The organism is Streptomyces sp. NPDC001502 (assembly GCF_042894785.1).
In the GTDB taxonomy this organism is placed as follows: Bacteria; Actinomycetota; Actinomycetes; order Streptomycetales; family Streptomycetaceae; genus Streptomyces; species Streptomyces kutzneri.
Genome location: NZ_JBIAVW010000004.1, coordinates 267,090 through 284,535 on the forward strand (window position 1 = coordinate 267,090; position 17,446 = coordinate 284,535).

General features: G+C 72.9%; 18 protein-coding genes. 10 read left to right on the forward strand and 8 right to left on the reverse strand.

What is annotated here, in order from left to right; translation table 11 throughout:
• Positions 1–47 precede the first annotated feature (47 nt).
• Together ACFY0D_RS08470 and ACFY0D_RS08475 are read left to right on the forward strand one after the other, a co-directional pair.
• Positions 48–1,418, forward strand: coding sequence for an FtsW/RodA/SpoVE family cell cycle protein (locus ACFY0D_RS08470; RefSeq protein WP_390797599.1), 1,371 nt, complete (start codon positions 48–50; stop codon positions 1,416–1,418).
• A complete protein-coding gene (locus ACFY0D_RS08475; RefSeq protein WP_390797600.1) occupies positions 1,415–2,875 on the forward strand; it encodes a penicillin-binding transpeptidase domain-containing protein in 1,461 nt (486 codons plus the stop codon). The genes ACFY0D_RS08470 and ACFY0D_RS08475 overlap by 4 nt, the downstream gene beginning before the upstream one ends.
• A 177-nt stretch (positions 2,876–3,052) precedes the next feature.
• On the opposite strand, the gene ACFY0D_RS08480 is transcribed toward ACFY0D_RS08475, so the two are convergent.
• Positions 3,053–4,162, reverse strand: coding sequence for a ferritin-like domain-containing protein (locus tag ACFY0D_RS08480; protein WP_390797601.1), 1,110 nt, complete (start codon positions 4,160–4,162; stop codon positions 3,053–3,055).
• A gap of 168 nt (positions 4,163–4,330) precedes the next feature.
• Here ACFY0D_RS08480 and ACFY0D_RS08485 point away from each other — a divergent pair, with 168 nt between their 5' ends.
• The 3 genes from ACFY0D_RS08485 to ACFY0D_RS08495 all read left to right on the forward strand — a co-directional run bounded on the left by ACFY0D_RS08485 (position 4,331) and on the right by ACFY0D_RS08495 (position 6,386).
• On the forward strand, positions 4,331–5,260 hold the full coding sequence (locus ACFY0D_RS08485) for a diiron oxygenase (RefSeq protein ID WP_390797602.1): 930 nt from the start codon (positions 4,331–4,333) through the stop codon (positions 5,258–5,260).
• Between the two features lie 132 nt (positions 5,261–5,392).
• Complete coding sequence (locus tag ACFY0D_RS08490; protein ID WP_314244005.1) at positions 5,393–6,106, forward strand: helix-turn-helix domain-containing protein; 714 nt, start codon at positions 5,393–5,395, stop codon at positions 6,104–6,106.
• Between the two features lie 10 nt (positions 6,107–6,116).
• The gene (locus ACFY0D_RS08495; protein ID WP_150259279.1) at positions 6,117–6,386 is read left to right on the forward strand and encodes a hypothetical protein; all 270 of its coding nucleotides are present in this window, start codon (positions 6,117–6,119) and stop codon (positions 6,384–6,386) included.
• Between the two features lie 695 nt (positions 6,387–7,081).
• Here ACFY0D_RS08495 and ACFY0D_RS08500 read toward each other — a convergent pair.
• The 3 genes from ACFY0D_RS08500 to ACFY0D_RS08510 all read right to left on the reverse strand — a co-directional run bounded on the left by ACFY0D_RS08500 (position 7,082) and on the right by ACFY0D_RS08510 (position 9,802).
• Positions 7,082–8,251, reverse strand: a complete 1,170-nt coding sequence (locus ACFY0D_RS08500; protein ID WP_390797761.1) for a histidine kinase dimerization/phospho-acceptor domain-containing protein — start codon at positions 8,249–8,251, stop codon at positions 7,082–7,084.
• Between the two features lie 65 nt (positions 8,252–8,316).
• The gene (locus ACFY0D_RS08505) at positions 8,317–9,042 is read right to left on the reverse strand and encodes a hypothetical protein (protein ID WP_390797603.1); all 726 of its coding nucleotides are present in this window, start codon (positions 9,040–9,042) and stop codon (positions 8,317–8,319) included.
• A 115-nt stretch (positions 9,043–9,157) separates the two neighbouring features.
• Complete coding sequence (locus ACFY0D_RS08510) at positions 9,158–9,802, reverse strand: hypothetical protein (protein ID WP_390797604.1); 645 nt, start codon at positions 9,800–9,802, stop codon at positions 9,158–9,160.
• A 186-nt stretch (positions 9,803–9,988) separates the two neighbouring features.
• Between ACFY0D_RS08510 and ACFY0D_RS08515 the strand changes: the two genes are divergently transcribed.
• Positions 9,989–10,810 (forward strand): nuclease-related domain-containing protein, encoded by an 822-nt coding sequence (locus ACFY0D_RS08515; RefSeq protein ID WP_390797605.1) that lies wholly within the window; start codon positions 9,989–9,991, stop codon positions 10,808–10,810.
• A 167-nt stretch (positions 10,811–10,977) separates the two neighbouring features.
• Here ACFY0D_RS08515 and ACFY0D_RS08520 read toward each other — a convergent pair whose 3' ends face one another.
• Entirely contained in the window at positions 10,978–12,114 is a 1,137-nt protein-coding gene (locus ACFY0D_RS08520) for a Ku protein (RefSeq protein ID WP_390797606.1), read from the reverse strand.
• A 31-nt stretch (positions 12,115–12,145) separates the two neighbouring features.
• Here ACFY0D_RS08520 and ligD point away from each other — a divergent pair, with 31 nt between their 5' ends.
• Both ligD and ACFY0D_RS08530 read left to right on the forward strand, forming a co-directional pair.
• Complete coding sequence (gene ligD, locus ACFY0D_RS08525) at positions 12,146–13,042, forward strand: non-homologous end-joining DNA ligase (RefSeq protein WP_390797607.1); 897 nt, start codon at positions 12,146–12,148, stop codon at positions 13,040–13,042.
• Complete coding sequence (locus ACFY0D_RS08530) at positions 13,042–13,926, forward strand: ATP-dependent DNA ligase (RefSeq protein ID WP_390797762.1); 885 nt, start codon at positions 13,042–13,044, stop codon at positions 13,924–13,926. The genes ligD and ACFY0D_RS08530 overlap by 1 nt, the downstream gene beginning before the upstream one ends.
• Before the next feature lie 45 nt (positions 13,927–13,971).
• On the opposite strand, the gene ACFY0D_RS08535 is transcribed toward ACFY0D_RS08530, so the two are convergent.
• On the reverse strand, positions 13,972–14,367 hold the full coding sequence (locus ACFY0D_RS08535) for a DUF6479 family protein (protein WP_373041067.1): 396 nt from the start codon (positions 14,365–14,367) through the stop codon (positions 13,972–13,974).
• A 112-nt stretch (positions 14,368–14,479) separates the two neighbouring features.
• On the opposite strand from ACFY0D_RS08535, the gene ACFY0D_RS08540 reads away from it, so the two are divergent.
• Positions 14,480–14,803, forward strand: coding sequence for a plasmid stabilization protein (locus tag ACFY0D_RS08540; RefSeq protein ID WP_390797608.1), 324 nt, complete (start codon positions 14,480–14,482; stop codon positions 14,801–14,803).
• A gap of 15 nt (positions 14,804–14,818) precedes the next feature.
• Here ACFY0D_RS08540 and ACFY0D_RS08545 read toward each other — a convergent pair whose 3' ends face one another.
• Positions 14,819–15,805: an XdhC family protein gene (locus ACFY0D_RS08545; protein ID WP_390797609.1), complete on the reverse strand. Its 987-nt coding sequence runs from the start codon at positions 15,803–15,805 to the stop codon at positions 14,819–14,821.
• 472 nt (positions 15,806–16,277) lie between these two features.
• Between ACFY0D_RS08545 and ACFY0D_RS08550 the strand changes: the two genes are divergently transcribed.
• Positions 16,278–16,583: a hypothetical protein gene (locus ACFY0D_RS08550; protein WP_390797610.1), complete on the forward strand. Its 306-nt coding sequence runs from the start codon at positions 16,278–16,280 to the stop codon at positions 16,581–16,583.
• A 120-nt stretch (positions 16,584–16,703) separates the two neighbouring features.
• On the opposite strand, the gene ACFY0D_RS08555 is transcribed toward ACFY0D_RS08550, so the two are convergent.
• The gene (locus ACFY0D_RS08555; RefSeq protein ID WP_390797611.1) at positions 16,704–17,174 is read right to left on the reverse strand and encodes a hypothetical protein; all 471 of its coding nucleotides are present in this window, start codon (positions 17,172–17,174) and stop codon (positions 16,704–16,706) included.
• Between the last annotated feature and the right edge of the window lie 272 nt (positions 17,175–17,446).

Below are 17,446 nucleotides of genomic sequence, written 5' to 3' on the forward strand. Positions count from 1 at the left end.
ATGGCATAAGCGGACATATCATCCGCCTGCTTGCTACGTTTCGGTGCATGACCGCTCTGACGGCAAAGGTGACGGAGCCCGCCCCGCCCCCGCCCCCCGGCGCCGGCGCCCCCAAGCGGCGCGGCGTCGAGCTGACGCTCCTCGCCGGAGCCGTCCTGATCTCCGTCCTCGGTCACCTTTACGTCGGCCTCGCCACCACCGGCCACATCCCCGGGCCCGCCGCCCGCTACGCCACCGGTCTGTGCGTCGCCGCCCTGCTCGCGCACCTCGCCGTCCGCCTGCGGGCCCCGTACGCCGATCCTCTCCTGCTCCCCATCGCGGTCCTCCTCAACGGCCTCGGCCTCGTCCTCATCCAGCGCCTCGACGTGACCACCCCCGGGCACCTCACCGCCGGGGACCAGCTCCTGTGGTCCGCGCTGGGCGTGGCGCTCTTCGTGCTGGTCGTCGCGCTGCTCGGCGACCACCGGGTGCTCCAGCGGTACGCGTACCTCTCCGTCGCGGTGGCCCTGGTCCTGATGCTGATCCCCGTCTTCTTCCCGGCGGTCAACGGCGCGCACATCTGGATCCGGTTCGCCGGGCTCTCCTTCCAGCCGGGGGAGTTCGCCAAGATCCTCCTCGCGGTCTTCTTCGCCGCCTACCTCGCCGCGAACCGCACCGCGCTCGCCCTCACCGGCCGCCGGCTCTTCTGGAAGCTCCGGCTCCTCCCCGGCCGCGTCCTCGGCCCGATCCTCGCGATCTGGCTGCTCAGCGTCGGCGTGCTGGTTCTGGAGCGGGATCTGGGAACCTCGCTGCTGTTCTTCGGACTGTTCGTGATCATGCTGTTCACCGCCACCGGGCGGATCGGCTGGATCGCGATCGGACTGCTGCTCGCCGCCCTCGGCGCGTACGCCGTCGGGACCTTCGAACCGCACGTGCACAGCCGGGTGGACGACTGGCTGAATCCCTTCGCTTCCATCGAGCGCGGCGAGGGCCCCGGCCAGCTCGCCCAGTCCCTCTTCGCCTTCGGCGCAGGCGGCCTCCTCGGCGCGGGACTCGGCCACGGCCAGTCCTTCCTCATCGGCTTCGCCGCCAAGTCGGACTTCATCCTCGCCACCGCCGGCGAGGAGCTCGGGCTTGTCGGCCTCGCCGCGATCCTGCTCCTCTACGGGCTCCTCGTCGCCCGCGGCTTCCGCGCAGGGCTCGCCCTGCGCGACCCCTTCGGGCGGCTGCTCGCCACCGGGCTCGCCTCGATCGTCGCGCTCCAGGTGTTCGTCATCGCGGGCGGTGTCAGCGGCCTGATCCCGCTCACCGGCATGGCCATGCCCTTCCTCGCGCAGGGCGGCTCCTCCGTCGTCACCAACTGGATCATCGTCGCCCTGCTGGTCCGGCTCAGCGACAGCGCCCGCAGACCCCGCCCCGCGAAGGAGCCGGCCGAGTGATCCGCTACATCCGCTGGTGTGCGTACTTCTGCGCCCTCCTGCTGGTCGCCCTGCTGGTCAACATCGCCCGCGTGCAGGTCTGGGAGTCCGCCGCCTACGGCGCGAACCCCGCCAACAAACGCCCCGCCATCGCGCGCTACGCCGAACCCCGGGGGGACATCCTGGTCGACGGGCGCCCTGTCACCGGATCCCGCGACAGCGGCCAACTGCTGCGCTACGAGCGGACTTACACGAACGGCCCGCTGTACGCGCCCGTCACCGGCTTCTCCTCCCAGATCTACGGGACCAGCTTCGTCGAGCGCGCCGAGGACGCGATCCTGTCGGGCACCGACCCGGGGCTCTCGGCCTTCCCGCTCTGGTACGAACTGGCCCGCGGCCGCCCCGCCGGCGGAAACGCCGCCACCACCGTCCGCTCCGGAATGCAGCTCGCCGCGTACGCCGGGCTCGCGGGCAAGCGCGGCGCGGTGGCCGCCGTCGAGCCCGCCACCGGGAAGATCCTCGCGCTGGTCAGCAGCCCCTCGTACGACCCGGCCGTGCTCTCCGGTACGGGTACGAAGGTCAAGGAGGCGTGGTCCGCCCTGAACGCGGACCCCGCCCGGCCGATGCTCAACCGGGCGCTGCGCGAGACGTACCCGCCCGGCTCCACCTTCAAGATCGTGACGGCGGCGGCCGCCCTCGACGCGGGCGTGGTCACCGATGTGGACGCGCCGACCAGGACCCCCGACCCCTACCCCCTGCCCGGGACCAGCACCCTGCTGCCGAACGCGGGCACCGGCTGCGAGGACGCCTCGATGGCGGACGCGGTGCAGTGGTCCTGCAACACGGTGATGGCGAAGATCGGGGTGCAGGTCGGGCTGCGCGCGATGGTGGAGGCGGCGCGGCGCTTCGGCTTCAACGGTGAGGGGCTGCGGGTGCCCTCATGGGTGTCCCGGTCGAACTTCGACACCGACATGAGCCAGGACCAGCTGGCCCTTTCCTCGATCGGGCAGTTCAACACCACGGCGACACCGCTGCAGATGGCGATGGTGGCCGCGGCCGTCGCGAACGGCGGCGAGCTCAAGTACCCCTACCTGGTGGAACGGACGACCCAGGACGACGGTTCCCAGGTCCGGCGCGGCGACCAGCGCAGCCTGGGGCGGGCGATGAACCCGGCCACCGCCGTCCGGCTGCAGGAGCTGATGGTCAAGGTGGTGGAGAACGGGACGGGCCGCAACGCCGCGATCCCGGGCGCGGTGGTCGGCGGCAAGACGGGCACCGCGCAGCACGGGGTCGGCAACGCGGGTACCCCGTACGCCTGGTTCATCTCCTGGGCCAGGGCCGAGGGTACGGCGCTGCCGCAGGTCGCGGTCGCGGTGGTGGTCGAGGACGCGTCGGCCGACCGGGGTGACATCAGCGGCAACGGCGCGGCGGCGCCGATCGCGCGGGCGGTGATGGAGGCGGCGCTGGCAACCGGCTGACTCACCCGGGCCGCCCCCGCCGGCCCGCCCGAGCGCCGAGGGCCGCCTGACCGCCGAGGGCCGCCCGAGCGCCGAGGGCCGCCCGAGCACCGAGGGCCGCCCGACCGCCGAGGGCCGCCCGGACACGCCTCAGGGAGCGTCTTGCCGACCGGGCCGGGCTCGACGGGCTGGACATCCTCAGGGGGCATCCACCCCGTCGGCGATGGCGGCCTCGATCTCCGCCACCCGCGCCGACTCCTCGGCTGCGAACCGCTCGCGGTCGAGGGCCTCGGCGATCTCCTCGTCCTGGCTCATCAGCAGGTCCAGGTTCGAGTCGCCCATGTCGAAGACGCCGAGGTCCAGGTAGGCCCGCTGCAGCCGTTCGCCCCACAGCCCGATGTCCTTCACGCACGGCACGATCCTGCTGAACAGCAGCTTGCGGAACAGGTGCAGGAACTCCGACTGCTCACTGATCAGCGCCGCCTCCTTGGCCGCGATCCCGAAGTTCTCCAGCACCTCCACCCCGAGCAGCCGGTCCCGCATCAGGTAGCAGCCCTCGATCACGAACTCCTCGCGCTCGCGCAGCTCGGCGTCGGTGAGCTGCTTGTAGTAGTCGCGCAGCGCCATCCGCCCGAAGGCCACGTGCCGGGCCTCGTCCTGCATCACGTACGCCAGGAGCTGCTTCGGCAGCGGCTTGGTGGTCGTGTCGCGGATCAGGCCGAAGGCGGCCAGCGCCAGCCCCTCGATGAGCACCTGCATGCCCAGGTACGGCATGTCCCAGCGGGAGTCGCGCAAGGTGTCGCCCAGCAGTTCCTGGAGGCTGTCGTTGATCGGGTACAGCATCCCGACCTTCTCGTGCAGGAAGCGCCCGAAGATCTCGGCGTGCCGGGCCTCGTCCATGGTCTGCGTGGCGGAGTAGAACTTCGCGTCCAGGTCCGGCACCGACTCCACGATGCGCGCCGCGCACACCATCGCGCCCTGCTCACCGTGCAGGAACTGGCTGAAGTTCCAGGAGGCGTAGTGCCGGCGCAGCTCGCCCCTGTCCTTCGCGGTGAGCTTGGCCCAGTGCCGCGTCCCGTACAGCGGCAGGGCCTCTTCGGGAGTGCCCAGCGGATCGAACGGGTCCACCTCGATGTCCCAGTCGATGCGCTTGCCGCCGTCCCACTGCTTGTCCTTGCCCTTCTGGTAGAGCGCCAGGAGCCGCTCGCGGCCGTCGGCGTACTCCCAGCTGAAGCGGGCGGAGCCGGCGGCGGGAACCTGCCAGACCGGCTCGCCCGGGTTCTCGGTGTAGAGCTCGTGCGTCGACACTGACGCCCCCTCGTCTCACGTACTGCCTTGTGGGACCGGACAGTTGGCAGCGTCACACGTTGGTAGACGCGGGGTCAACAAGTCGTGCGCGAGGGATTGACGGCCTTGCTGACAGGCAGTCTCATAAGAAGTGACCGCCGGTAACTCGACGACGAGGTGTCCGAACCCATGACGACCGTGACCGAACGAGCCGCGCTCCAGGACGCCCTCGGCCTGCTCAAAGACCGCGAGCAGATAGCCGAGCGACTGCTCGAATCCTCGGCCAAGCACTCCTTCGACCCCGACAAGGAACTCGACTGGGACGCCCCGGCGATCGAGGGCAAGTACTACTGGCCGCCGGAACTGCTTTCCCTCTACGACACCCCGCTGTGGAAGAAGATGGGGGAGGAGCAGCGCATCGACCTCTCCCGCCACGAGGCGGCGGCGCTCGGCTCGCTCGGCATCTGGTTCGAGATCATCCTCATGCAGCTCATGGTCCGGCACATCTACGACAAGTCCCTGACCAGCAAGCACGTCCGCTACGCGCTCACCGAGATCGCCGACGAGTGCCGCCACTCGATGATGTTCGCCCGCATGATCCAGAAGGCCGGCGCCCCCGAGTACCCGGTCTCCCGCCTCAACCACAACCTCGCGCGGATCCTGAAGACCGTCTCCACCACCCCCGGCTCCTTCGCCTGCACCCTCCTCGGCGAGGAGATCCTCGACTGGATGCAGCGCCTGACCTTCCCGGACGAGCGCGTCCAGCCGCTGGTCCGCGGCGTCACCCGGATCCACGTCATCGAAGAGGCCCGGCACGTCCGGTACGCCCGCGAGGAACTGCGCCGCCAGATGCTGACGGCCCCGCGCTGGGAGCAGGAACTCACCCGGATCAGCTGCGGCGAGGCCGCCCGCGTCTTCTCGCTGGCCTTCGTGAACCCGGCCGTCTACGACAACATCGGCCTGGACCGCCGCGAGGCCGTCGCCCAGGCCAAGGCGAGCGGCCACCGCCGTGAGGTCATGCAGAGCGGCGCGAAGCGGCTCACCGACTTCCTCGACGACATCGGTGTGCTGCGCGGGGTCGGCCGCAGGCTCTGGCAGAGCTCGGGGCTGCTGGCGTAGGCCGGGGGCCGGGGGCGCGCCGCCGGTCCGCGGTCCGGGCCGGACGGACCTGACCGGGCCTGACCTGTGCTGATCGGGCCCTGATCCACAGGACACCCACTCGTCCGGCGCCCGCGGGGCTACCCTGCGGACATGACCGTACGCGCGTACCGCAGGCTGAGCGTCGAGGAGCGGCGAGCCCAACTCCTCGACGCCGCCCTCTCGCTGTTCGCGCACCGGGCACCGGAAGAGGTCTCGCTCGACGACGTCGCCGAGGCCGCCGGGGTGTCCCGCCCGCTCGTCTACCGCTACTTCCCGGGCGGCAAGCAGCAGCTCTACGAGGCCGCCCTCCGCTCGGCCGCCGACCTCCTCGAACTGTGCTTCGCCGAACCCCAGCAGGGGCCCCTGACCCGGCGTCTGTCCCGGGTCCTGGACCGCTACCTCGCCTTCGTCGACGAACACGACGCCGGCTTCGCCGCCCTCCTGCAGGGCGGCAGCGTCGTGGAGACCTCCCGCACGACGGCGACGGTCGACGGCATCCGGCGGGCCGCCGCCGAGCAGATCCTCTTCCACCTGGGCGTCCCGGCCCCCGGACCCCGGCTGCGCATGATGGTCCGTACGTGGATCACGGCCGTCGAGGCGGCCTCCCTCATATGGATCGACGAGGGCAAGCAGCCCGAGGTCGAGCGGCTCCGGGACTGGCTGCTGGACCAGTTCATCGCCCTCCTGACGGCCACCGCCGCCACCGACCCGGAAACGGCCGCGGCCGCCCGGGCCGCCCTCGCCCTGGAATCGGCGGACGGCCCGGTCGGGGTCCTGGCCCGCCGCGTGATCCCGGTGGTGTCCGAGGCCGCCCACCTGCTGTGACACTGGTGGGGTGAGAAGCCAACCGACCCCGTTCGAGGGCGGCCCGATGGACGGCCGGGTCCTCCCCGTCCTCCTCGGCCCGACCGGACACCCCCCGAAGTGGTACGAGATCCCCGTCCCGGCACCGGACGGCGGCCCGCCGACGGTACTGCTGTACGAACGCGTCCCGGCGGGGTACTCCAAGCGGCTCGGCCTGCAGAAGGGCTGGAAGTACGACTTCCGCCCCTCGGGCACCAAGCCCAAGGTCCGCTGGCCCTGGACGAAGACCCCGCGTCCCTGACCCCGTCGGGGCCGGTTCGGGGGCCGCGAGCGTCGGGTCGGGCGCCGAACGTGACGAGGCGTCGGAAAGCGCGGCGGCAAGGCGTTCGACGCCCTGCGGGCACACCCGTCCCCGCCCTCCGCCCGGTCCGCGACGGTGAAGCCTCGGGCCCCGTGTCGTAGGGCCCCGGCCCCCGTCGAGCCTGCGGCCAGGAACCGTCAGTGTGCGGAGGCCGGGGCCGGGTGTGTGTCGGGGCGCTCCCCGCAGGGCGCCGAACGCACTGCCGCCCGGCTTTCCGACCCCTCGTCACGTTCGGCGCCCGAGGAGACGCCCCGGCGCGCGCCCAGCCCCGGCCGCGGCCCGCGCCGCTCACCGCCGCCCGCGTCTATCCGGCCGGGACCCCGGCTCCGGCCGTGTACCGGCGAGGAGCCCGGCAGGGGCCCGCGCCGTTCACCGCCGCCCTCGTGCATCCGGCGGGGACCGCCGAGCCTCCGGCCAGGAGCCCGGCCGCGGCCCGCGCCGTTCACTGCCGCCCCCGTGCATAACGGCGGGGACCGCCGAGCCTCCGGCTAGGAGCCCGGCCGCGGCCCGCGCCGCTCACCGCCGCCCCCGTGCATATCGGCGGGGACCGTCGAGCTTCCGGCGAGGAGCCCGGCCGCGGCCCGCGCCGTTCACCGCCGCCCCCGTGCATCCGGCCAGGACCGCCGAGCCTCCGGCTAGGAGCCCGGCAGGGTCAGGACCGCCAGCCCGCCGCCCCCCTCCGCCGCCTGGAACTCCAGCCGCGCCCCGATCACCCCCGCCTGCCCCACGGCGATGGTCAGCCCCAGCCCGTGCCCCTTGCCGCCCCCGCTGCGGAAGCGCTGCGGGCCGTGCGCCGCCAGGTACTCGGGGAAGCCGTCCCCGTGGTCCCGTACGGTCACCACCGGCCCGTCCACCGTCAGCACCACCGGCGGCCGCCCGTGCTTGTGGGCGTTGGCCACCAGGTTCCCGAGCACCCGTTCCAGCCTCCGCCGGTCCGTCTCCACGTGCGCGTCCCGGACGATCACCACCTCCGAGTCCGTCCCGGACGCCCGCACCACCCGGCGTACCAGCCGCCCCAGCTGGTGCAGATCGCTCTCCACCACCTCGCTGCCCGAGTCCAGCCGGGAGATCTCCAGCAGATCCTCCGTCAGCTGCCGCATCGTCCGTACCCGCTCGCGCACCAGCTCCGTCGGCCGCCCCTCCGGCAACAGCTCCGACGCCGCCTGCAGGCCCGTCAGCGGTGTGCGCAGCTCGTGCGCCACGTCCGCCGTGAACCGCCGCTCGCTCTCCAGCTTCGACTGCAGGCTCCCGGCCATCGTGTCCAGCGCCGCGGCCACCGTCGCCACCTCGTCCTGGTGCCGCGAGGGGGTCCTCGTCCGCGGGTCGTCCACCCGCGCGTCGAGGTCGCCCTGGGTGATCCGCCGGGCCACGGCCGCCGTCAGGTGCAGGCGCCGGGTCACGCGGGTCACCGCGAACGCGCCCACCAGCAGCGTGCCGCCGATCGCCAGCAGCGAGGACCCGATGATCGCGTTGTCCAGCCCGCTGATCGTGCGGGCGCTCTGCCCGTAGTCGACGGTGGTCGCGAGGGCACGGCCGTCCGCCGGGCCCGCCGCCCACATGGTCGGGCGGCCCCGGTGGTCCGCCACCAGAGTGCCCCGGCGCCCGCTGACGGCGAGCGCCCGCAGCTCGGGCGGCAGCCCGACGGGATCCAGCCACGAACCGCGCGGAAGGGGCTCGCCCGCCTCGTACGCGCGCGAGACCTCCAGCAGTCTGCCGAGTGCCTTCTCCCGTGCCGTGGCCACCGTCTGCCGGGTCACCTCCACGTGCACGAGGGCGCCCAGCACGGCCGCCAGCGAGCAGCACATCACCACAATGAAGCACGCCGACTTCCAGGTCAGCGTGGCCGTCCAGGCGGGCAGCCGCACGGGCGTCACGGCCGGCCCGGCACGGGAGCGGGTTCCCGGCTGCCCGGGGCCTGCGGATTGCCGGGCACCCGTACGATCTGCTCGCGTGTCGGCAGCATGGTGAGCTGCTTCTCGTCCCAGGACCAGGCGGTGATCAGCTCGTAGCCGTGGTTGCCGCTGGGCACCCGCAGGATCACGTCACGCCCGGCCAGTTCCACCGTGATGACGGTCTCCGTGGTCGCCATGATCCGGTTGAGCCGCCCGTCCGGGTCGGCCGTGTACACCCGTACGGACATCATCTTGTCCGGGAACTCGATGCCGACGATCAGCTCGTCCTTGCCGTTGCCCGTGAGGTCCCGGTAGTACGGCTTGAGCACCGGGCACGCCTCCGGATCCTGCTCGTCCTCGTCCTCGGCCTTCGCGCACTCCTGGATCGCGGCCGCCGTCCGTGACGGCATCCCGTCCGCGCCGACCTCGGTGTCCGGATGGGCGCGCAGCTCGGCCTGGACGAGGGCCACCGGGTCGACGGCGTGCACGTCCTGGTCGCGGACCGGCGGGATCCCCTTGACGTACTCGGGCGGGGCCCCACCCGGATCGGCGGGCGGTACGGACGCCCCGCGGCGGTCGGGCCACAGATGTACGGGCCCGCTCGCGGTCGGCGTGGAGCCGGCACTCACCAGCCCGCCGCTGTCCCCGCAGCCCGCCAGCAGCGGGACCAGCGCGAGGAGGGGGAGCAGCGGGCGCGCGGACACACGCAAGCGCAACCTGTTCACAGCTCCTGTGCCCTTCTGCCCGCGATACGCCGACGGCCGATCACGTCGACCACGTCAACCATATGCGGAGGTACATCCGTTTTACCCTGCGGTCTCAGCTGTCCGTGCGCCCTCGGCGCAGCATCGCGAAGCCCAGCCCGGCGGCGCCGACGGCCGCGATCCCGCCGGCGGCGGCGAGCAGCAGCACACCGTCGCCCGGACCGTCCGCCAGCGTACGCAGCCGCCGCCCACCGCCGGAACCGTCGGCCACGACACGGGTGTCCCCGGTGGCCGCCTTCCGGGGAACGGAGGCCGGAACGACCTGCCCGCCGCGGGCCTCGTTGCGGGTCCCGGTCTTGTGCCCGTCGCCCGCCACGGTGTGGTCGCCGCCCTGGGCCGGGACGCCACCCACCCAGGAGGTCAGCCGCCCGGCGGGGTCCAGCGCCGCGTGCAGGTCCCCGGAGCCGCCGATGGCGGTGACCCCGTCACGACTGGTCAGGGTGGCCGCCTTGGTGCCGTCGGCCGCCAGGATCTCGGCCTGGTAGGCGCCGTCGGCCGTGCGGTAGATCTTCGCCGTGGAGACCCCGTCCGCGAGCGAGAGGCTCTTGACGAGGATCGAGCGCGGGGCCGCGGAGTGCGCGGACGAGGCCGCGGGCACTCCCTCGGCCAGGGCGGCGGCGGTGGGCAGCGCCAGCAGACTTCCGGCACATGCGGTCACGGCGGCGGCGCGAACGAGAGTGCGGCGGCTGACGGTGCTCACGGGGAAATCCTTCGGTGCCGGTCAGGGCCTGGGCCATCCAGGTGGGTCAAACCTAGGGCCGGGCCGTTGCGGCAGCGCCCCGTTCGTGTAACAGCGGAGTCGCAAGGTTCCGTCAGAGTCGTTACACATCCGAGGGATTGCCCTGCGGCGCCCCGGCTGCTCCCATGGACGGCGGGGGTGAGGGTGATGCGCGGACTCAAGGTATTGCCGAGCGGCCGGCCCGGCCGCGGCCGGCTGTACGTCAATCTGCCCGACGGGCAGGCGGTGGCCTGGTACGACCGGCAGGCCAACCGGATCAGCGTCCTCGCGGACGACCACCGCGAGGCGATCCTGGCGGCGCTCCGCCCCTACCTGAGCGGGACGGTCTCGATCGGCCCGCCCCCGGTCCCCACGGCCTCCGACCTGCGGCGACTCGCGCTACCGCCGGACGCGGACCTGGCCCCGAACCGCCCGGGGGAGACCCTGCTGGGCGAACTGGAACACGGCCCGGCGGGCACCAGAGCCCGGCACCGGCTGCGCCAGGACCTGACCGCGCAGCAGCGGATGGGCGACGCCTTCGACGCCCTCGAACCCGAGGGCTGGCGGACCCTGCACTGCGTCCCGCTCCCGGGGTTGGGCCGCATCGACCACCTGCTCATCGGCCCGGCGGGGATCTTCTGCGTGCGTACGATCCCGGGCCGCCGCCAGCGCGCTGTGATCGGCGACCTCCTGCTCACGGTGGGCCGCACCGAACCCCGCCCGGACCCCCGCTGGATCCGCCGCGCGGCGGCCTTCGCCACGGCGGCCCTGGCCGCCAAGGTCACCCCGGCGCTGGCGCTCGTCGACGCCTCGCGGGTCGAGACGGCCCCCACGGTCCGCGACATCCGCGTCCTCCAGCCCCCGACGGCGACCCCGAACCTCGCGGCATCCCCCACGACGCTGAAACCCCCGGAGGTGGACACCCTCTTCGCCCGCGCCCGCGACACCACCACCTGGCTCGGCACACGCTCCAGCCCTGCCGGCGTTTGAGGCGCCCCACCCTGTCCCCGGCCGCGCACCCCGGCCCACCGCCGCATACTCCAGCCTCGCCGGCGTTTGAGGCGCGGGGTCTGGGGCGGAGCCCCAGTTTCGGGAAGGGGCGGGTAGGGGAGAGCGCTGCAGGCCCAGCCCCACCCTGCCACCGCCACCGTTATCGCTCAGGCGGAGGTCCGCTTCCGCGGCGTCGCGGCCTTCTTCGCCGCCGCACCGGTTTTCTTCGCCGCTGCGGTCTTGGCCGTCTTGGCTGTCTTGGCCGTGCTCTTGGCCGCCGCCGCACCCGAAGCCGACTTGCCCGCGGCCGACTTGCCGGACGTCGTCGTCTTCTTCTTCGTCGCGGCCGAAGCCGCCGCCTTCTTGGCCGAAGCCGCCGTCGACGTCGACTTCTTCCCACCGACCGCCTTCGGCGCAGCCGCACCGGCAGCTGCACCGGCAGCCGCACCGGCACCGGCACCCGCACTCGCCTTCCGCCGGATCGGCGTGACCTCGGCCTCCGCCTCGCCCTCCTGATCCGCCTCCCCCCGGGAAGCCTTCGCGGCCCGCACGCTCTTCTCCAACGCCGCCATCAGGTCGATCACCTGCCCGCCGGCCGGCTCCACCACGGTCTCCGTCGGCTCGAACGCCCCACCCGACTTCGCCACGATCAGCGCCTCCACGGCCTCCCGGTAGTCGTCGTGCAGCGAGGTCATCTCCACCTCGCCCAGCGTCGCCATCAGCGCGTCCGCCAGATCGAGTTCGGCTTCCCGTACGGACACCGTGACCTCCGGAGCCACCCCCTCCGGTGCCCGGATCTCGTCCGGCCACAACAGCCCGTGCATCGCGATCACGTCGTCCACGACCCGCAGCATGCCCAGCCGCTCCCGCCCCCGCAGCGCGTACTTGGCGATCGCGACCTTCCGGCTCCGCTTGAGCGCCTCCCGTAGCAGCGTGTACGGCTTCGCCGCCGTCGCACCGTTCGCCGCGAGGTAGTACGCCGCGTCCATCTGCAGCGGATCGATCTCCTCCGCCGGTACGAACGACATGATCTCGATCGTCTTCGCGGTCGCCAGCGGCAGCTGCGCCAGGTCCGCGTCCGTGATCGGGACGATCGACCCGTCGGCCTCCTCGTACCCCTTGCCGATCTCGGCGCTCGGCACCTCCTCCCCGTCCAGCTCGCACACCTTGCGGTACCGGACGCGCCCGCCGTCACTCACGTGGATCTGGCGGAAGGAGATCGAGTGGCTCTCGGTGGCGTTCACGAGCTTGATCGGGATGCTGACCAGGCCGAAGGAGATCGCCCCGTTCCATATGGATCGCACGGTTCCTCCTGTTTCGTGGCAGTCTCATCGTATGACGCCGATCACATTGGTGGAGGGCCGTCGCATCGCGCTCAGCAATCTCGACAAGGTCCTCTACCCGGAGACCGGCTTCACCAAGGGCGAGGTGCTGCACTACTACGCCACCGTCGCGGACCCGCTGCTCGCCCACATCCACGACCGGCCGGTGTCCTTCCTGCGCTACCCCGACGGACCGGACGGGCAGCTCTTCTTCACCAAGAATCCGCCGCCCGGCACACCCGACTGGGTGAGGACCACCCCCGTGCCGCGCTCCGAGGACCTCTCCGCCGCCCAGGTGGTCGTCGCCGACATGGCCACCCTCATGTGGTCCGCCAACCTCGTCGTGGAGTTCCACACCCCCCAGTGGACCGCCGGCCACCCCGCCCTCGCAGACCGGATGGTCCTCGACCTCGACCCCGGCCCGCCCGCCACCGTCGTCGAGTGCTGCGCCGCCGCGCTCTGGCTGCGCGAGCGGCTCGCCGCCGACGGCCTGCACGCCTACGCCAAGACCTCCGGCTCCAAGGGCATGCACCTGGCCGTGCCCCTGGAGCCGACCCCGTCCGAGCGGGTGTCCGCGTACGCCAAGCAGCTCGCCCAGGAGGCCGAGCGCGAGCTCCCCGACCTGGTCGTCCACCGCATGGCCAAGGCGCTGCGCCCCGGCAAGGTCTTCGTCGACCACAGCCAGAACGCCGCCGCCAAGACCACCGCGGCCCCCTACACCCTGCGGGCGCGGGCCCGCCCGACCGTCTCAGCGCCCGTGTCCTGGGCGGAGGTCGAGGCCTGCCGGACCGCCGCCGGGCTCGTCTTCCTCGCCGACGACATCGCCCCGAGGCTCGCCCGCGACGGGGACCTCTTCGGCCCGCTGACCGACCCCGAGCAGGCCCGACCGCTGCCGGGGACCCGGCCGTGATCCGCGTCGCGCTGGCCGCAGCCGTACGCACCCTGCCGCGCGGGGCGGGTCTGGCGTACGAGCCGAAGTTCGACGGCCACCGGCTCGTCGTGCTGCGCTCGGCGACCGACGTGACGCTCCAGGCGCGCTCCGGCCGGATCGTGACCAGCGCCTTCCCCGACCTGGCCGCGGCCGCGCTGCTGCTGCCCGCCGACACGGTCCTCGACGGCGAGGTGGTGGTCTGGCACGCCGGGCGCACGGACTTCGCGCTGGTGCAGCGGCGGGCGGCGGCCACCGCCGCACGGGCCGCCGTACTCGCGCAGCGCCTGCCCGCCTCGTACGCCGCCTTCGACGTGCTGGAACTGGCCGGGCTCGACCTGCGCGCACGCCCGTACGAGCGCCGCCGGGCCCTCCTCGTCGACCTGCTGCTGCCGCTCGGGCCGCCACTGCAGCCGGTGCCGATGACGACCGATCCGGAACTGGCCGCCACCTGGTACGAGACCCTGCCGGCCAGCGGGATCGAGGGCCTCGTCGTGAAGCGGCTGGACCAGGCCTACCCCGCCGGGCGGCGCGGCTGGCGGAAGCTGCGGCACACCGACGTCCGGGACGCGGCGGTGGTCGGCTACACCGGCACCCCGCGCCGCCCGCTCGCCCTGGTGCTCGTCCTGCCGGTCGGGGACGAGACCCCGCTGGTGTCGAGCCCGCTGAGCGCGGCGCTGCGTGCGGAGGTGGCGGCCGAGGTGGCCGCCCGCGGGGCGGCCTCGCCGTCCCTGGCCACGGTCACGGCGATCGGGCTCGGGGAGGTCCCGTTCCGGGCGCTCGACCCACCGCTCACGGTCGAGGTCCGCTGCGCCTCGACCCGGCACCCGCCGCCGGAGGTGCTGCGGTTGCGGACGGACCTCTGACCCGCGCGGGAGGCGCGGGTCAGAGGGTGTGACGGAGCGGGCGGGTCAGGCGTGGGCGCCACGCCCTGCGTCCGGCGGAGCCCCCGGCTGCGGATGCGGTCCCGGCCCCTCCGGGAGTTTGTAGCCGGACTCCCGCTCCGCCCGGACCTCGTCCGGATGACTGGAGGTGGTGGAGCCGAAGTTCCCGTAGCCCTGCATCTCGTGCGGCCGCAGGCCACCCTCCGGGATCTCCACCTGGTCCCGCTCCTCGCGGACCTCGTAGACCGCGCCGCCCTCGGGCAGATGCGGCTGACTCTCGGGGGTGGGCGGGGGTGGCTCCTTGGCCCGTACCTTCTTGCCCAGCAGGAAGCCGCCCAGCAGGAAGCCGGCGACGAGGATGCCGACGACCAGGAACCATGCGATGTCGGCGAGGGTCGCGTCCACGCTCAGAGTCGTGTCCATAGCGACCATGTTCCCGTACTCAGGTCCGAAATGCTTCGCTATGCCCTGGATGCCTTGGGCCATCCGGGGTACACGCGGTGTGCGTACACACCGAACGAGAAGGAGGCCGGCCATGCCCCGCGGATCTTCCCCGAAGCGCGAACGGCAGTACGAGCACATCAAGGAAGGCCTGGAGCGGCGCGGCGAGCCCGAGGAGAAGGCGCAGGAGATCGCCGCCCGGACGGTGAACAAGGAACGTGCCCGGGCCGGCGAATCCCGGACCGCGAGCAGGGAATCCGTCGAGGACATCTCCTCGTCGCGGCGCGGGGGCCTGCACTCCCACTCGGGCGCGCAGGGCCCCACGTACGAACAGCTCTACGCCGAGGCCCGGCGCCGCAACGTCCACGGCCGCTCGGAGATGAACAAGACACAGCTCAAGCGAGCCCTGGGGAAGTGAAAGCCCTTCCGTCCGCTAGGAGTTGATGGGGCCGTCGGCGTCCCGCAGGGTCCCGGCGGCCTTGCGCTCCCCGAGTGCCCCCAGGATCTCGGCGCAGATCGCCAGCGCGGTCTCCGCCGGGGTGCGGGCGCCGAGGTCCAGGCCGATCGGTCCGTGCACCCGTGCCAACCGGGCCTCGGTGACCCCGGCCGCGAGCAGCCCCTCCCGTCGCCGGGCCGTGGTCTTGCGGGAGCCCAGCGCGCCGACGTACGGCACCTCCTGGGCCAGGGCCACCCGCAGCGTCGGCACGTCGAACGACTCCTCGTGGCTCAGCATGACCAGGCACGCGGCGTCCCGGCGCGCCTCCAGCACCTTGGCGGCCTCCTCCGGGCCGGTGACCAGCACGGCCTCCCAGCCCAGCAGCAGCGCCTGCCGCTCGATGATCTCGGCGAGCTCACCGCCGCCCCCGATGACCACGTACGGGGCCGAGGGGAACGCCTCGACCAGCACCAGCCCCGACTCCGCGTACAGCGCGTCCCGCCCGGCCCGCCGGGTCGCCAGCAGCTCGCCCGCCCGCCGCCCGGCGTCGTCACCGGGCGCGTCCGTGGCCCGTACGACCTCACTGGCGGCCCGGTCCGCGGCCTCGTTCAGTCGGGTCACCAACGCCACCCCGACCCCGTCGCCGAGCAGCTCCCACCACTGGGCCGGGATCGCCGAGAGCGGCTGCAGCAGCACCTCCGCCTGCCCGCCGCAGGTCAGCCTCGCGGCCACGGCCTCGGCTGCCCGTACGGACACCTCGCACACCCGCGCCGTGACCCCGGCCGGCAGGGCCGCGACCTCGGCGGCGAGCTCGGCGTCGAACACCCCGCGGTAGAGCGTGCCGACACACTCCCCCCGCGTATCGATGAGCACGGCCCCGGCCGGATCCCGGGGCCCGAAGCCCTGCTCGGTCACGGGCCGGGCCAGATACCCGGCCCGCCCCTCGGCCACCCACCGCCGCGCCGTCTCCACCAGCTCACGCATCCGCGCCGCCCCTTCTCGATCGTCAGAGCCCGCCACAAGGCACCTGGCCAGCGGCGCCATGCAGCCTCACCCCCAACGTACGCACGCACCCCACACCTACCCACCCCTCAGATCCCACAGACCCCGCCCCACCCCCCTCGTACGGACCACCGGAACCGCCCGGGCCCACGCGGACGCGGTGTCGCCCCCGCATTGACACCCGTGTCATGCATCCGGGGGCGATCGGGGGCCGGCGGTCCTGCCTCCTGCCCCCAGCAGCCCGGACTGAAATCGGGCAGCTCCTTCAGCTCCGCCAGAGGCCAGGCCGTCAGACTCTGTACGGATGTCCACGCACACGAGTTCCGGCCCGGCGCCACCCGCATCTGCCTCCGGGCCGGCAGCGACGCGCCGATCCCCAAGCCGCCCGACTGGCCGAGGGATCCGACACAGCCCCGGCTGCTCGCCTTCGCCACCATGCTGCTTTGATCAGCGCATGACACACGTCGATGGCGCGCCGGGTGACAAATCGAGGCGGTCGGGTCTGGCCGTCGCCTTCGGCGGCGCTTCCGTTGCCTTCTGGTTCTGCTGCCCGTTCTGGATGCTCGTCTGGATGCTGGCCCTGCCCCTCGGCCTTGCAGGTCTTGTCCTGGGTTCCCTCGGCTATCGCGCCGCCTCGCGTCACGGCACGAGTCGCGATCAGCCGCTGACCGCCCTGGCGCTCTCGTCCGTAGGGACGGCTGCGGCAGTCGCGTACATGATCTTCGTGTTCACCCATCCCGACCTGCCGATCCAGGAATAGGCCGGCGGAGCGGCTTTGAGGAGGAGCCGCCACGGGGCAAGAGACCATGGCCTCCTACGCCTCCGGCGAGCCGGGCGGAGCCGGGAACTTGCCCGTTGGCGGGACTCTGGAAGCCGTTGCTCAGGCGATCCAGCCCTCACTGTGGCGATGCCGGCCCAGGCCCGCGGCTGAGAACTCGTCTTCTGTGGCGCTCGTCAGCACGCCCAGCCGCCGCAAGGCCTGGGAGATCGGGCTGCCCGCAGGGGGTGTCGGCTGGCCCTCCTGCACGTGAAGCGGTCCCAGCGTGATGGCACCGCCGGCCCAGACCGCAGCGTGCTGCTCGCCCACACCACCGAAGTACTCGGCTTCCACGTAGGCCAGCGGCCCAGCGGTCGACCATTCGGCAAGGAGCCGGTCGAAGCCTCCCGGCAGCCGCCAGAACCCCAAATGATCCACGTCGGTTCCGTCCGCGACGGCAGCAAACAGTTTGCCGGTCATCGGGGCCAGCGACAGGCCCTGGCCGAGAGGCGCCACCCGGGCCGCAGGCAGGTCCCGCAAAGCAACCCGTAGCAGCTCATCTCCGGCGATCACGGCTTGCAGCACATAGGTCATCCCGACACTCCCTTGACCGATCGGAGGCCCATTTTCTCTCACGGGCCGAAACCGAACGTGCATGGCACCCCCGGGCCAAGCTCCCTCACCTTTGGGCGAGTTCCGGGCTCCGCCGAGAAGGACAAGACGCAGCCGCTCTCTGCGGGTGCTCCCCGACGACACCCCGGACGACGACGGGACCGTCGCCGTGGGGGACCGGTTGGACCCGCCCGGGCACTGGCCGGCACCGCCGACAGGCCGCGCGTCGGCCTCGTAGACCACGATCTGCGGCC

What these genes read in the sequence shown, in the direction of transcription:
- ACFY0D_RS08470 (WP_390797599.1), top strand. Translation starts at nt 48, where the DNA reads ATGACCGCTCTGACGGCAAAGGTGACGGAGCCCGCCCCGCCCCCGCCC.
- ACFY0D_RS08485 (WP_390797602.1), top strand. Translation starts at nt 4,331, where the DNA reads ATGACGACCGTGACCGAACGAGCCGCGCTCCAGGACGCCCTCGGCCTG.
- ACFY0D_RS08490 (WP_314244005.1), top strand. Translation starts at nt 5,393, where the DNA reads ATGACCGTACGCGCGTACCGCAGGCTGAGCGTCGAGGAGCGGCGAGCC.
- ACFY0D_RS08500 (WP_390797761.1), bottom strand. Translation starts at nt 8,251, where the DNA reads ATGTGCTGCTCGCTGGCGGCCGTGCTGGGCGCCCTCGTGCACGTGGAG.
- ACFY0D_RS08515 (WP_390797605.1), top strand. Translation starts at nt 9,989, where the DNA reads ATGCGCGGACTCAAGGTATTGCCGAGCGGCCGGCCCGGCCGCGGCCGG.
- ligD (WP_390797607.1), top strand. Translation starts at nt 12,146, where the DNA reads ATGACGCCGATCACATTGGTGGAGGGCCGTCGCATCGCGCTCAGCAAT.
- ACFY0D_RS08535 (WP_373041067.1), bottom strand. Translation starts at nt 14,367, where the DNA reads ATGGACACGACTCTGAGCGTGGACGCGACCCTCGCCGACATCGCATGG.
- ACFY0D_RS08540 (WP_390797608.1), top strand. Translation starts at nt 14,480, where the DNA reads ATGCCCCGCGGATCTTCCCCGAAGCGCGAACGGCAGTACGAGCACATC.
- ACFY0D_RS08545 (WP_390797609.1), bottom strand. Translation starts at nt 15,805, where the DNA reads ATGCGTGAGCTGGTGGAGACGGCGCGGCGGTGGGTGGCCGAGGGGCGG.
- ACFY0D_RS08550 (WP_390797610.1), top strand. Translation starts at nt 16,278, where the DNA reads ATGACACACGTCGATGGCGCGCCGGGTGACAAATCGAGGCGGTCGGGT.
- ACFY0D_RS08555 (WP_390797611.1), bottom strand. Translation starts at nt 17,174, where the DNA reads ATGACCTATGTGCTGCAAGCCGTGATCGCCGGAGATGAGCTGCTACGG.